The organism is Acinetobacter sp. TAC-1 (assembly GCF_029025845.1).
Lineage (GTDB): Bacteria > Pseudomonadota > Gammaproteobacteria > Pseudomonadales > Moraxellaceae > Acinetobacter > Acinetobacter guillouiae.
Window position 1 is genome coordinate 4,532,703 of the sequence record NZ_CP118892.1, and the last position, 14,413, is coordinate 4,547,115.

The following is a 14,413-nucleotide window of genomic DNA, read 5'->3' on the forward strand; positions in this document are numbered from 1 at the left end:
ATTCTGTATTAGAATAATATTCTGCAAACTAAATAATATTCTGTAAACTAAATAAGGAATACAACAATGAGCCAAACCCTAAAGCTGTGGAACAGATTTAAAAATAAGCCTGCTGGCAAATGGACATTTTCAAAATTATTATGCTTAAAAGCGCCTTATTTCAGCAGTATTTCTCCTGTTTTTGAACGACTCGAAACGAATTATGCTGAAATTAAAATCAAAAAACACCGTGCTGTACTCAATCATATTGGTACAGTCCATGCAATTGCCATGTGCAATATGGCTGAACTTGCTGGTGGAACCATGACCGATGTAACCGTACCTTCCACGCATCGTTGGATTCCCAAAGGGATGACAGTTGAATATCTAAAGAAGGCTGAAACTGATTTAATTGCGATTGCCACGCCTGTTGAGCGCAATTTTCAGTGGAATCAAGGCAGTGATTATTTGGTCAATGTGGAGGTCAAAGACACACAAAATAATCTGGTGTTTAAAGCTGTGATTACCATGTGGGTTTCTGCGAAAAAGTGATTGTCTAAAACCAAATCATGAGATTCATAAAAAAACCCTTTGTTTTCACAAAGGGTTTTGATAAAGCTTGACCGTTTTTATCAATTAAAACGGTAAGTCATCATCCAAATCCGCAGGGGCAGCAGTAGGTGCTGATGGTGCAGCTGCAGGTTTAGGCGATTGAAAACCTTGGTTTACATTGTTTCCGCCATTGCCATAGCCACCTTGTGGATTGGCATTGCCGTAACCACCACCTTGATTACCTTGATTCGCATAACCGCCACCGCCTTGGTTGTTGTTAAAACCACCTTGCTGGTTGTTATTGAAACGTGGTTGGTTATAACCACCATTGTCAGCAGCAGCGCCTTCACCTTGTTGACGGTTGTTATCAAGCATCTGCATTTGTTCGCCACGAATTTCAGTGGTATAGCGCTCTTGACCATTTTGATCCGTCCACTGACGGGTACGTAAAGAACCTTCAATATAAACTTTTGAGCCTTTACGTAAATACTGCTGTGCAATCTCACCTAAACGGTTGTGCAATACAATACGATGCCATTCCGTTTGTTCTTTTCTTTCACCAGAATTTTTGTCTGTCCAAGATTCACTTGTCGCAATTGAAAATTGAGTGAGAGAACCCCCATTTGGGAAAGTTTTAGTCTCAGGATCACGACCTAAAGTACCAACTAAAATAACTTTATTTACACCACGCATTAGATGTTATCTTCCTATTCGATTCTATGTTTTACTTTATAAGAGTTATGTTTAAATGGCTACCTCTTTCCCAAACAACTGCGTTAAATGTTGTCGCGCAGCATCATCAATTTGCTGTTTATCAACCTTTATATACGCAACTTGCTGGTCAGACATAACCACAACTTCCTCAATACCACGAATTGACAACAACTGAGAAGTCCAATTATCGGTTTGTTTATCCTCAGGCAATCGTAATACGATTGATGTTAAATATCGTGGTTGAGCTAGCCCAAAACTAATGAGCAACCAAAGTATAGCAATAGCTGATAAGACACTCCAACCCATTGTTGTATTATTGAGCAAAATTAATTGCCCACCAAGTGTCCCGCCAAAAAAAGCCCCTAAAAATTGAGCACTTGCATTGACACCCATCGCTGTTGCTTTGGATTGAATCGGTGCTGCTTTAGACAACCATGAAGGGAGTAATGCTTCCATGACATTAAAGGCAATAAAGAACAATCCTAGGCCTAACAACAAGACATATTTGGACTCATAACCAAAAATCAGAACGACTAATCCCGCTATAATTCCCGCAATTGCCGTTAGAAAAATGCTGCGCATTTTACGGTATTTTTCAGCCAGAATAATGCTCGGAAATGCAAAGAACAAACTGATGACCAACAAAGGCAAGTAAACAATGCCATGTTGCGCCAAAGGGATCCCAGCAAAATTGATCAATTGAGAAGGCACATAAACAAACATTGCAGTAAGCAATAAGTGCAGCGCAAAAACTGAAACATGCAGACGATTCAAATCGCCCATTTTTAAGACTTGTTTGAGCTGATGCAGATAACCTTGTTTAAAGTTTTTATGATGACGGGTTGTTTTAGGCACCATAAACAACATGAGAATTGCCAATAATCCCATGATTGTTGTTACCCAGAATAACCCTGAAATCCCCACCAAACTGGTGAGCCAAGGCCCTAAACTAAAAGCCACAACAAAAGACAATCCGATACTCATGCCCATCACAGCCATGGCTTTGGTCCGATTCTCTTCACGGGTGACATCCGCCAACAAAGCCATAACAACCGCAGATACAGCGCCAGCGCCAGCAATCGCACGGCCAATGATGACCCCATAAATGGTTTCAGACATTGCCGCAACAGCACCACCCAAAGCAAACAGCAGTAAGCCAAAAACAATCAAAGGTTTACGACTAAAACGATCTGCCCATAAGCTAAAAGGAATTTGCAGAAGTGCTTGGCTGAGACCATAGACGCCGACCGCTAAACCGATCAAAGCGGGTGTGGCATACTGATAAGACTGACCAACCACCGCAAACACAGGGATAATCATGAACAACCCCAACATGCGTAAAGCAAAAATACTACTTAATGCAAAGGTCGAGCGGCGTTCTAAAGGATTCATCATATCTACTGGCTTATCAAAACTGGCGAGCTAATTATCAAACACATCATCGCATATTGTGGCAACTTTGTGGAAACATTGAGCATAAAAAAGAGCACTGTTAAAGTGCTCTTGTATTGTAATCTCTTTTCTTAAAAAAGGATTAACTCTGTTGTTCAATTCGCTTGTTATATTGAATCGATGCAATCACTGCCCAAACAATAAAGGCAACACCAATCAAACCTGTTACCACCTCAGGTACATGTAAACCTGTACCGCTCGCAATCATGATAAATGCCAAAGCACCAATGGCATAATGCGCACCATGTTCAAGGTAGATATAAGCATCAAGTGTACCTTTATCAACCAAGTAAATTGTCATTGAACGAACAAACATCGCACCAATGGCCAAACCAAGCATAATGATGACAACATCAGAGGTAATCGCAAACGCACCGATCACGCCGTCAAAACTAAACGATGCATCTAAGACTTCTAGGTAAATAAAGCCACCAATACCCGCTTTGATCACACCAGTAGGTGCACCATTGGCATCATGACCCACAGCATTGCCGTCTTCATCCACTTCTGGCTCGCCACCCAGTAAATGACTGAGTACTTGTACACCAATATAAATCACGATGCCCCAGATACCTGCCATTGTGACCACAAGGCGTTTCGCTTCATCTACATTTGCAGCCATAATCAGCAATGCCACTAAAGCAAGGAATACCGACATTGCTGGTACATTGGCCAAGTTGGCTAAACGCTTTTCAATCCATTTAAACCAATGGGTATCTTTGCCTTCATCCAAGAAAAAGTTTAAAAATACCAATAACAAGAATGAACCACCAAAAGCGGCGATTTCAGCATGATGTGCCAATAATTTTTCTGAGTATTGAATTGGATCATTTAATGCCATTTTCACAACATCAAACATGCCCATATCCGCTGTGACTGCAACAATCACAACAGGAAATACCAATCGCATACCAAACACAGCAATCAAAATACCAACGGTTAAAAAGATCATTTTCCAGAAATGATCCCAATTACGCAGTACAGATGCATTTACAACAGCATTGTCAAAAGACAGAGACACTTCCATCACAGCAAGAATTGCCGTAATAGTCAGTGCAGAGAGCATGGCTTGCACACCTGCATTTGGACCATGGGTAAAGCCCCAATATGCAGAGATTGCCAAACACACGATCGTAAAAAATATTGAGAAACCAAAATGTTTCATCATGGGAATTCGACCTACGGAGAATAGTTTTTGAATCAGAAAACTGAAATAAAAATCGCGTTTTTAATGCGCACATTATGACGACTTTTTCACATTTATCCAAAGTTCTTTGTCATATTTTTATGCAAATACAGCCGAATTTTCTGCATTCAAATACCTAAAGCAATTTAGAGTTGTTATAGTCTTGCAAACTGAAATCATTTTATAACTTGAATCATTGCATAGGAAAATGACATGTCTTTTTCTCAAGACGTATGGCAACGTAATCTTGCTTTATATAACAAAACTTTAGCGCTTCCATTTAACCAAGAACTTGCGACAGGCTCATTAAACAAGGAAGCTTTTTGTCATTATGTGATTCAGGATGCGCATTATCTGGTGGCTTATGGTCGTGCATTGGCTGTCTGTGGCGCAAAAGCATTTGATGCTGACGATATCATCCAATTTACCCAAGGTGCGAAAGAAGCAATTGTGGTTGAACGTAGCCTACACGATGGATTTATGAAAGATTTTGGGATTAGCAAAGCTGACTTTGAGAATACCCCGCTTACCCTTGCCTGCCATCATTACACTGCTTTTTTAACTGCGACGGCTTGGTCTGAAAGCTATCCTGTGGTTTTGGCTTCGTTACTGCCTTGCTTCTGGATTTATGCAGAAGTTGGAAAAGATATTGTGAGTAAATCTATTGCCAATAATCCATATCAAGCATGGATCGATACCTATTCGGGTGAAGAGTTTAACGAAGCAGTTAAAAATGTTTTAGCGACGATTGACCGTATTGCAGAACATTGCGATGCAGATACCCTTGAGAAAATGCATAAGGCTTATACCAAAGGCGCTGAATTAGAGTGGTTGTTCTGGGATAGCGCTTATCATCAAAGACAGTGGTTGGGCTTAGATCAGTAATACAATTTTATTGAAAATTACCAATGTATATAAAGATGAATAATTAAGCTACTTCATGTATTACATCTACAACTATCCCTCATAAAACCGAGGGATAGTCTCAATAAAAAAGAGTGCCAAAGCACTCTTTACTCGTAACAGAATACATCAAAACGCTATTTTAAATTAATCTGATAAATTGCTGTACTGCCACTGACTTCATTGCCCACAATCAACATAGGCTTTGCATTTGGTGAATCTTTGGCAGAGACAAACGTCAGTCCTTCAGGACCTAAATCACTTTTCTCAATCAGAATCTGCTTGCCATCCTTGTTTAAGATCGGCTGACCTTTAGCATCTTTATAAACCTGATCCTGTTTAAAGGTACGATGATTAAAATACTGTATAAACACAGGCTTTTGTGGATTGCTAATGTCGTATACCATTATCCCACTTTGGCGCTCTAAGCCGATAAAGGCAAAGGTTTTTTTACCAATCGTACCCAGCGCTAAACCTTCAGGCTCAGGTCCTTTATTGTCACTTCGGTCATCAAAAGCCGCCGCTTCATGATCACTATTAAAGTAATTTGGAAATAGCTCAGCAACTTTACGCTCAAATTCACTGCCTGAATCCCAAACTAATTTGCCTTGTGCATCCCATATACTGAAAGAACGCGCGCCATAGCTATAAAGTTTGCTATAGGTCAATAATCCATTGGCATCCAATTTTGGTGAGCCATCCGTGTTGATTTGATAACCCATATTCCAAGCAATGTTTAAACGTCCAAGTTGTGTATCATCACGGCACATGCCTGGATCAGTCGCTGTTGCCCCACAATAAGCAAAAACCGTTGCATCTAGTTTGGCACCTTTTACACCTGCGGCAAGATTGGTCAAATGAGCAGGATAATCGCCTTTATTATTGAAACCTTTGACGTTGAATAAATGCTTCATTCGAATTGCTTCTGCAAAACCTTTACTTTGATCTCCAGCATAATATGCAGTTGAGTCCTTCAACCATTCACGTGAATCACCTTCATTGGCTGTGACTAAATAACTTGCCCCATTGGCTTGATAATGGGCAATTGAATCAGGTTGATACATCCCCACCAAACCCGGCCAAACTTGAATATTAATTTTTCCATCTTTATCACTGACATCTAGCGCATTATTGGCAAGCCCATGATCTTTATAACCTAATGGAAAAATATCAGTCACTTTTTTAGCAACGATATCAATTTTGGCAATGGCATTATTTTCTTGTAAGGTCGCCCAAGCAGTTTTCCCATCATTGCTGATGGTGATGTACTCAGGTTCTAGATCCTGAGCCACTGTCGCTTTAGGACCAAAAATGCGTACACCCGCTTTAATCAAATCGGCTTTTTTATCATTAAACGCTTTAAAATCAGCAAGGCTGGCGGTTGGTCGTTGAATATTGCTGATATCAATAATGCTGATTGAACCTTCAGGATCAATACTATAGTCATCATTGGGTTCAGCCTCATTTGCCACCAAAACAGTTTTACCATCGGGGCTAAATGTCAGCATATCAGGTAAAGCACCAACTTCGACTGTACTGATCAACTTCAAATCTTTGGCATTAAAAAAAGCCACAATCCCCTTATCTGTTTTTTGTTTGGCTTGAACAGCAAGTGCCACAATGCCATTTTTAATCGCAACTGAATTTACTTCTGAATCAGCTAAAGCTTCACGGGCCGAAAGCTCACCAATATGCACAGGCGTTTCGGGTTTAGACACATCTAACACATCAACTAAACCCTTTTTAGCATTGACCACAAATACCCGTTTTGTTGTTGCATCATATGCCGGAATCTCTGCTGCACTTTCAGCAAAAATACCCGTTTCATAACGCCCCAATAAGCAGCTTAAATTAATGCTTTCAGGGGTGGCTTCTTCAACCGTTGGCGCTGTTGTTTTATTATCATCATTACATGCCACTAAGCCAACAGAAAGCATTGCTAAACACAATGCAGAAACTTTTATGTTCATAAACAGCCCATTTTGTGTTTAATTTGGCTTAATGTATTCATCACGGGTGTAAGTTCCATGACAAGCAGATTACAGTTTCATGGCAATTTCTTGAACATTCAATTGGGTATCGCGCATGAATCAATATAAAGCAACGATTTCATACAGATTTAGTCAGATGATTGTTTTAAAATATTCACAAAATGGGATTATTTAAGTTCTATGACGACTACGCCATCGCACAGTAAACTCCAACCTAAATTCTATTTATTGGTTTTTTTAGTTTCGATCGGCTTTTTCATGCAAGGCTTAGATACCACGATTATCAATACCGCTTTGCCTGCTATGGCAGAAAGCCTGCAAGAAAATCCATTAAAAATGCATGGCATCGTGATTAGCTATGTCTTGGCGGTTGCTGCGTGTATTCCTTTAAGCGGTTGGCTGGCAGATCGCTTCGGGGTCCGAAATATTTTCTTTGCAGCGATCGTAATTTTTACCGCTGCCTCATTGGGCTGTGCACTGTCCAATGACTTCAATCTGCTTATTATATTTCGAGTTATTCAAGGTATCGGTGGCGCATTACTGGTTCCAGTCGGGCGACTCGCCATGTTAAAAATCATCCCTCGTGAGCAGTTTCTTTCTGCAATGAGTTTGATGAGCTTAGCAGGTTTACTCGGTCCATTAATGGGCCCGATCTTAGGTGGTTGGTTGGTCGAATATGCGTCTTGGCACTGGATTTTTCTGATTAATTTACCCATCGGTATTTTAGGCACTTTTGTCACTTTTAAAGCCATGCCCAATGTGACTGAAGCATCGGTAAAATCCTTTGATTTCAGTGGCTTTATCCTATTGGCAATCGCAATGGTGGGCATGGCTTTAGGGATTGAAAATATTGCCAGCAATGAAATCTCCAGAAGCCTGAGCTTAGGCTTACTTTTCGCTGGAATAATCTCAGCCTTAGTCTATGCCTATCATGCCCATACCCATAAAAATGCATTGTTTCGTAGTCGACTGTTTAAAAATAAAATCTATACCATCGGTGTACTCGGTAATTTCTTTGCACGCTTTGGTGGAAATGCGGTTCCCTTTATTTTGCCACTGATGCTTCAAGTCGCCTTTAAAATGGAACCTTTTATGACTGGGGTAATGATGACCCCGATTGTACTCGGTTCATTATTTTCTAAACCCATCATTCGCCCGATTCTACAACGTACTGGTTATCGTCCATTTCTACTGGTTAATACCTTATTGATCGGTGCATGTATTGCCAGTTTTGCCTTACATACAGCAGATACCCCGACATGGTTAGGTGTAGTGCATTTCTTTATTTTTGGTGTACTCAACTCATTACAGTTTGTGACCATGAATACCCTTACGCTTAAAGATCTCCCACAACAGGATGCCAGTAGTGGGAATAGCTTTTTATCGATGATTATGATGTTATCAATGAGTATTGGGATCGCTTTGGCAGGTACTCTACTCAATGCATTTACAGGCTATTTTAGTGAAGCGCATATTACACAAGCATTTCACTATACCCTGATTTGCTTAGGTGCGATTAACATCATTACGGCGTTGATATTCTTTCAAATTCCCAAAGATGCGCAAATTTAAGTGTTGCAATTTTTATTCAGCCATCGTTTTTTAGAACCAAAGCACGTTAAACTGATCCATCTGGATATTTAGAAAAACCATGTCAAAATACGCTGCGAAAAAACACAAACAGCAAAAAATCACTCGCAATAGCTCAGTTTTAGCGATCGCACTTTTTTGCTGCGTCATACTCGGCACTTTGTTTTTTGTTCATAATAATGCTGCCTTGGCTGAAGCCTATCCGATTAAAGGCTTCGATGTATCACATCATCAAGGTGATATTGATTGGAAAAAAATTTCTCCGCAGCACTATCAGTTTGTCTATCTCAAAGCCACTGAAGGTGGAGATTATCAAGATGATAAATTTCAGCAGTATTGGTTAGAAGCACGTGAACGTGGTCTACGCGTGGGGGCTTATCACTTCTTTCGTTTATGTCGCGATGGTGACATTCAAGCACAAAATTTTATCAAAACAGTGCCAAATAAAAGTAATGCCTTGCCCCCTGTGATGGACTTGGAGTATGACAGCAGTTGCATAAACACCTATACCAAAGAACAATTAATCAAACACATCAAAAATATGCATGATCAATTGCAAAAGCATTATGGTAAACAACCGATTTTTTATACCTCTAAAATCTTTTACAACATGGTACTCACAGGTGAGTTTAAAGATACACCGATTTGGATTCGTGAATATAAAGATAAGCCAGATTTAAAAGACCAACGTGCATGGACATTTTGGCAAAAGAGCAACCAAGGCAAAATTCAAGGCATCGAAAAAAATGTCGATTTAAATGTGTTCTATGGTGATGCAGAACAATGGCAGCAGTTTTTACAGAAAAATAAGTTGAATTAAGCGTAATCAAGATCATTCATGACATAAGCTGTCGCATATTCTTTACAAAATTCAAATTCATCAATAGAAACAAATCAAGATCGGTTAGAATAATCACACAGCGTTTCAACACTGTGTAATTCATGAGAAAAATCATCCATATTGACATGGATGCATTCTATGCATCTGTAGAGCTACTCGACCGTCCTGAACTAAAACACTTACCTGTGGTGATTTCCTCACATCATCCTCGGGCTGTGATTGCTGCTGCATCCTATCCAGCGCGTCAGTTTGGATTACGCTCCGCCATGTCGATGTCACAGGCAAAAAAACTCTGCCCTCAAGTCTATGTGATTGAACCGAATTTTGAAAAATATCGCGATGTTTCTGTAAAAATTCATGAAATCTTTCAGAAATACACTGCGCTTATCGAACCTTTATCTTTAGATGAAGCTTATTTAGATGTCACTGAAAATTTACAAAATATTCCCAGTGCTACTGAAGTGGCGGAACGAATTCGAGCCGATATTTTTCAACAAACAGGGCTTACTGCTTCGGCAGGTGTGGCACCGAATAAATTTCTTGCCAAAATTGCCTCAGACTGGAATAAACCCAATGGCATTTGCATCATTAAACCGACCCAAGTTCAACATTTTATCCATGATTTACCCCTGAAAAAAATTCCCGGTGTTGGGAAGGTTACTCAGGAAAAACTGAAAAGCTTAAACTTAGAGACTTTGGGTGATTTGCAAAAAATTGAAGAAAATATACTAATCCATCATTTTGGCAAATATGGCAGACAGTTGTTTTTATATGCCCAAGGTATTGATGATCGTCCGGTACAAGCTGAACGACAACGTCAGCAAATTTCCAAGGAAACCACATTTGATGATGATCTCAGCCTTGAACAGTGCTCAATCTATTGGGACAATTTAATTGAACGTGTTTGGCTCAGTTTAGAAAAAAAACACATGCAGGCTCGCGGTGTCACCGTTAAGTTAAAACTCAAGAATTTTCAAGTTTTACAGCACAGTAAAAGTTTTAAAACCGCACTTCAATCACAGCAAGAAATGGTTCAGGTCATTCAAATATTATTAAGTGAAATGCAAATTCCTGAGCATTTCCAATTCCGTTTAATCGGGGTCGGTTTGTATCAACTGACAGATCAGCAAGATGAAGCACAATTGTCATTATGGTAAACATAAATGAAAAAGACATGTGCGACATCAGCTTAAATCTTTTACTTTATATCAGAAATAAAATCGTGAATTAATCTAGCCACTTGATTGGCGTGTACATTGGCCAAATCATGTTCCCCTTGTTCAATGATATGCAATATGGAATGCTGGATTTTTTCATGCAAATATTTACCCACGCCCACAGGGCTAATGGGATCTGCATCGCCCCAGAGCAACAGGACTGGGCACGCTATTTTGTATAATAAATCATCTAAATGGGATTGATGATCGACAAACCAATTGGGCACCGCAAATGTTTGCTGGTAATCGCCTCGCCAATCGGCAACCTGAAAGGGGCTTAAATCAATTCCACCAGAGCTTGCAACCAAAACCAAAGCTTTGATCAATTCAGGTTTTTGTAGTGCTGCTTGAACTGCAAAAACCCCTCCCATAGATTGAGCAATCACAATGCAGGGCTGTTGAATTTGGTCGAGAATATAGCCCTGTAAATCGTCAAAACTATCAATATGCGGATGCTCTGGATACCCAGCAAAACTTGGATAGGCCATCACTGTTTTTTGATGATCGGCTGAAAGCTGCTGCATAACAGGTTGCCAAAACGCTGTGCTTCCCGATGCGCCTGGTAAAAAAATTAAATGCATTCAGCCATCACCTTGATATACAAAATTTAATCATCACTCTTTAGTTTAGCGCGTTGAAAAGCCGGACGCTGCTGAATTCGTTCAGCATATGCAGCCAGTCGAGGGGTTTTATTTTTGGTTCTTTGTTGCATGGCAATCACGGGAAAACTCATTTGAATGTCTGCAAAAGAAAACTCACCTGCGGCATAGTCATGTTGACTAAAATAAGCTTCCAAAAAGGCTGCATGTTCTTTTAAACGAGGATTGCTAAAGCCGCCACGGACGCCTTCTGAAATTTTCTTTGCAATCGGGCGAATTAAAAAAGGAACATGTTTTGGCATATTGGTCATGACCAAGGTCATCAACAAATAAGGCATTAAAGAACCCTCGGCATAATGCATCCAGTAGTTATATTGCATTAAGTCTTTAGGATTCTGAGGCTTAAACTGATTTTTTGTATCATAGGTTGCTTGAAGATAATCCAAAATCACAGCAGATTCTGCAATGGTTAAATCGCCATCGGTCAATACAGGTGACTTTCCAAGCGGATGAACTGCTTTTAACTCAGGGGGCGCAGCGAAAGTAGGCAAGCGTTTATAGTGCTTAATCTGATATTCAAGCCCCAACTCTTCTAAAGCCCAAATAATACGGAGTGAACGAGATTGATCTAGGTGATGTAATGTAATCATTGTATTGCCTCAGTTTTTATCCTTCGACTATAAATTGATCTCAACTTTTCAACAATTCTATTACTGTATTTAAATCATTTTTTTATCAACTTTGTTTATACTCTAGATTCAATATTGATTATTCTGAGAATAAAAATGAAGTCACTTATCCCGTTAATTTTCTTCTTTATTTGTTCAAATCTATATGCATATCAACCCAAGCTTATGTTATTGGGATCTCTTGAGAATAAGGGTGAATCCTTTATTGATGTAAATGCACATCAAAAAATTCGTGATTCGTTTAAGCAAGCTGTCATCTATGAAAAATATGCCAACCCTATTAAAGATGAGCAAGGTGCAACATATCAATCGGTTATTAAACAGCTTATTGTAGATTGCACAGGAAAAACCATCGCCATTCGGGGCGCTGACTACTTTGCAGGAAAAACATCAAACAGTAAATTAGTGAAAAAATTTGATGACCTTACCTTGAGCCATGATGGTGAAACGGGGGCTGCTTTTTATTCCTTTGACGACTTAGAGTTTAAAGCCTTGAATCAAGATAAGTTCTATAACAAAATTTATGCAAACACCTGTAAATAATCAATAAAAGCAACTTTGTATAATCTTAATGACAGAAAAAAAAAGATATTTTGTTTTTATACAAAATATCTTTTATGGATCAAATACAACGACCATCTTTTACATAGCCGTTTTTTAAATAATCGTGGTATTGATTTCCACACTACGCAATAAAGTCTTGGTCACTGGGGTTTTTTGGCAAATGTCTAACACTTTTTGATGCAACTCTTCAGACAAAGGAGTGGCAAAAGACAAGCGACGCTCGACCCATTCTTTCCCCTCTTTATTGGCATTAAAATCAGCTTCAACTGTAAACTCACCCAAATCAAGCCCTTTGTGTTGAGCATACATACGCAATGTAATCATGGTACAAGAAATTAAACCTGAACAGATAAAATCATAAGGCGCTAAGCCCTTGTCTTGCCCACCGAATGATTCTGGTTTGTCGGTAATCAGTTGATGTTTTCCACTCACCACCTCACCTGACCATGGTTCTGGATAGGTTTTTACCTTTGCATTTGCAATAATTGCCATTTTATTTTCCTTGAATCTTTAAATTTTTAGTGAATGCCAGTTTAAATAAAACTTTGTAAACGCAACACTTGCGCTAAAGGATGAGCAAGCTCGCCTTTAACGCAAATTATTTAGTTTGAATCCCTGTCTAAAAATCGATAATGCGCAATGCAGCACATCACTTCGATGCTCGCATCTTGTCTGGGAATGCCGGTGCTTCTAAACGTGGACCATCATAATCAGGGATCGTTCCAAAACGCGCGTCCTGATTTGCCCATTGTTCTGTTGCCGTTTTTAGTTCTTCCTGTGTTCTGCCCACAAGATTCCACCACAGTAAAATAGGCGACTCAAAAGGTTCACCACCTATCAACAGTAAGCGCGAGCCTTTTGGTAACTCAACCTCAATCTGTGAAATTCCAGGTTCAATTACCACCATATTGTCACTATTTAAATCATGACCATTTACTGTTGCTTCACCTTCTAATGCCATAAATCCATATTCAAAATGAGGATTCAGTGGAATACGTGTCTTGGTTGATTCTTTTGCAAAAAAATCGATCCCGACTAATTCCGTATGCACTTTGACAGGAGATTTGGTATTCATGAATTCACCGACTAAAACTGTAAATTCAATATGGTCCTGCTCTACGATGGGTAATTCTGGATAATGATCAAACTGCGGTGCCATATTGATCTTATCATCAGGCAATGCAATCCAAAGCTGTGCAGCATGCATTCTCGTTTCAGTATCGGGAGCAACTTCTGTATGGGAAATTCCATAACCCGCAGTCATCAGATTCACTTGTTTAGGACGAATCAATTGTTTAGAGCCGATGCTGTCTGTATGCATCATCGTCCCTTCGATCATCCAAGTGAAGGTTTGTAATCCAATATGTGGGTGCGGTCCGACATCCAATCCATCTCCCTGAGGAAATACGACTGGACCTGCGTGATCTAAAAAGCACCATGCGCCAATCATGCGTTTTTGACGACTGGGTAATGCACGTTTAATGACGGTGCCTTTGCCTATTTCTGCTGAACGGATTGGAAAATCTTGAATAAACTGATTCACATATTTTTCACAATCATCAGAGTTAGAAATCTCGGTATAGTTGGTATTGGTCATTTTGTTATCCTAAATTTGTCCATCAGCTCAGGACGTTATTGCAACATCTACAATTTCATTTTATTTAGCTTATCGGTTTTATATACATCGACCTATAGCTATCTTAATACGCTGAATACCATGAATAGGACAATAATAGTTTGGTTTTTGTTATGCAGTTTCTGATTACAAGATCTGGGAACAATACTTTACCGAGTTGAATATTCACTTTGAAATGTTTATAGGCCCGTCATCGCATCATGATGTCTTCAAAGCCTTGATCGAATTAAGCAGAAGGTGGTGGCGTAAGATCTACAAATAAGCCTGTGAAACGGCGAACCAAAGGTAAAAAAATTAATACTGTGGGAAAGGCAATCATCCATGAAAATAGCCAGACGCTAAACCATTTTGCAAAAAATCCATCGAACCACCCCACATTTTTCCATAAATTAATCATGGAAATGGTCGCACTCATCAAAGCTGAGAGTATCAACGGCATAATCCACCCTGCATATTTTGCTGGTAATTTCGGAATTCCAGCAAAAATCATGGCAGGTTTA

The 14,413-nt window shown here is 39.5% G+C and carries 15 protein-coding genes; 6 read left to right on the forward strand and 9 right to left on the reverse strand.

Features of this window, described 5'->3' with window-relative positions; genetic code table 11:
• The first annotated feature begins 66 nt into the window (after positions 1-66).
• On the forward strand, positions 67-531 hold the full coding sequence (locus PYV58_RS21205) for a hotdog fold domain-containing protein (RefSeq protein WP_034611305.1): 465 nt from the start codon (positions 67-69) through the stop codon (positions 529-531).
• 84 nt (positions 532-615) lie between these two features.
• On the opposite strand, the gene ssb is transcribed toward PYV58_RS21205, so the two are convergent.
• From ssb to PYV58_RS21220, 3 genes are all read right to left on the reverse strand, one after another.
• Positions 616-1,224, reverse strand: a complete 609-nt coding sequence (gene ssb / locus PYV58_RS21210; protein WP_004718569.1) for a single-stranded DNA-binding protein — start codon at positions 1,222-1,224, stop codon at positions 616-618.
• A 51-nt stretch (positions 1,225-1,275) separates the two neighbouring features.
• The gene (locus PYV58_RS21215) at positions 1,276-2,640 is read right to left on the reverse strand and encodes an MFS transporter (protein ID WP_034611303.1); all 1,365 of its coding nucleotides are present in this window, start codon (positions 2,638-2,640) and stop codon (positions 1,276-1,278) included.
• A 139-nt stretch (positions 2,641-2,779) separates the two neighbouring features.
• The gene (locus PYV58_RS21220; protein ID WP_171066888.1) at positions 2,780-3,862 is read right to left on the reverse strand and encodes a DUF475 domain-containing protein; all 1,083 of its coding nucleotides are present in this window, start codon (positions 3,860-3,862) and stop codon (positions 2,780-2,782) included.
• 234 nt (positions 3,863-4,096) lie between these two features.
• Between PYV58_RS21220 and tenA the strand changes: the two genes are divergently transcribed.
• Positions 4,097-4,768 carry a thiaminase II gene (gene tenA / locus PYV58_RS21225; protein ID WP_004818427.1) on the forward strand — a complete coding sequence of 224 codons (672 nt, stop codon included), beginning with the start codon at positions 4,097-4,099 and terminating at the stop codon, positions 4,766-4,768.
• 155 nt (positions 4,769-4,923) lie between these two features.
• Here the strand turns inward: tenA and PYV58_RS21230 are convergent, their stop codons facing one another.
• Positions 4,924-6,756 carry a choice-of-anchor I family protein gene (locus PYV58_RS21230; RefSeq protein WP_034611302.1) on the reverse strand — a complete coding sequence of 611 codons (1,833 nt, stop codon included), beginning with the start codon at positions 6,754-6,756 and terminating at the stop codon, positions 4,924-4,926.
• Between the two features lie 201 nt (positions 6,757-6,957).
• On the opposite strand from PYV58_RS21230, the gene mdtD reads away from it, so the two are divergent.
• From mdtD to dinB, 3 genes are all read left to right on the forward strand, one after another.
• The gene (gene mdtD / locus PYV58_RS21235; RefSeq protein ID WP_034611301.1) at positions 6,958-8,349 is read left to right on the forward strand and encodes a multidrug transporter subunit MdtD; all 1,392 of its coding nucleotides are present in this window, start codon (positions 6,958-6,960) and stop codon (positions 8,347-8,349) included.
• 79 nt (positions 8,350-8,428) lie between these two features.
• Positions 8,429-9,187 (forward strand): GH25 family lysozyme, encoded by a 759-nt coding sequence (locus PYV58_RS21240; protein WP_034611300.1) that lies wholly within the window; start codon positions 8,429-8,431, stop codon positions 9,185-9,187.
• Positions 9,188-9,309: 122 nt separating this feature from the next.
• Complete coding sequence (dinB, locus tag PYV58_RS21245) at positions 9,310-10,365, forward strand: DNA polymerase IV (RefSeq protein ID WP_034611297.1); 1,056 nt, start codon at positions 9,310-9,312, stop codon at positions 10,363-10,365.
• Between the two features lie 41 nt (positions 10,366-10,406).
• Here the strand turns inward: dinB and PYV58_RS21250 are convergent, their stop codons facing one another.
• Complete coding sequence (locus tag PYV58_RS21250) at positions 10,407-11,006, reverse strand: alpha/beta hydrolase (RefSeq protein WP_034611294.1); 600 nt, start codon at positions 11,004-11,006, stop codon at positions 10,407-10,409.
• Positions 11,007-11,032: 26 nt separating this feature from the next.
• Positions 11,033-11,674, reverse strand: a complete 642-nt coding sequence (locus PYV58_RS21255) for a glutathione S-transferase (protein WP_004718584.1) — start codon at positions 11,672-11,674, stop codon at positions 11,033-11,035.
• Positions 11,675-11,809: 135 nt separating this feature from the next.
• Between PYV58_RS21255 and PYV58_RS21260 the strand changes: the two genes are divergently transcribed.
• Entirely contained in the window at positions 11,810-12,256 is a 447-nt protein-coding gene (locus PYV58_RS21260; protein WP_034611292.1) for a surface-adhesin E family protein, read from the forward strand.
• Positions 12,257-12,370: 114 nt separating this feature from the next.
• Here PYV58_RS21260 and PYV58_RS21265 read toward each other — a convergent pair whose 3' ends face one another.
• From PYV58_RS21265 to PYV58_RS21275, 3 genes are all read right to left on the reverse strand, one after another.
• The gene (locus PYV58_RS21265; RefSeq protein ID WP_004718587.1) at positions 12,371-12,769 is read right to left on the reverse strand and encodes an OsmC family protein; all 399 of its coding nucleotides are present in this window, start codon (positions 12,767-12,769) and stop codon (positions 12,371-12,373) included.
• A 157-nt stretch (positions 12,770-12,926) separates the two neighbouring features.
• Positions 12,927-13,874 carry a pirin family protein gene (locus tag PYV58_RS21270; protein ID WP_034611289.1) on the reverse strand — a complete coding sequence of 316 codons (948 nt, stop codon included), beginning with the start codon at positions 13,872-13,874 and terminating at the stop codon, positions 12,927-12,929.
• Between the two features lie 265 nt (positions 13,875-14,139).
• Positions 14,140-14,403 (reverse strand): DUF2798 domain-containing protein, encoded by a 264-nt coding sequence (locus PYV58_RS21275; RefSeq protein ID WP_034611342.1) that lies wholly within the window; start codon positions 14,401-14,403, stop codon positions 14,140-14,142.
• Between the last annotated feature and the right edge of the window lie 10 nt (positions 14,404-14,413).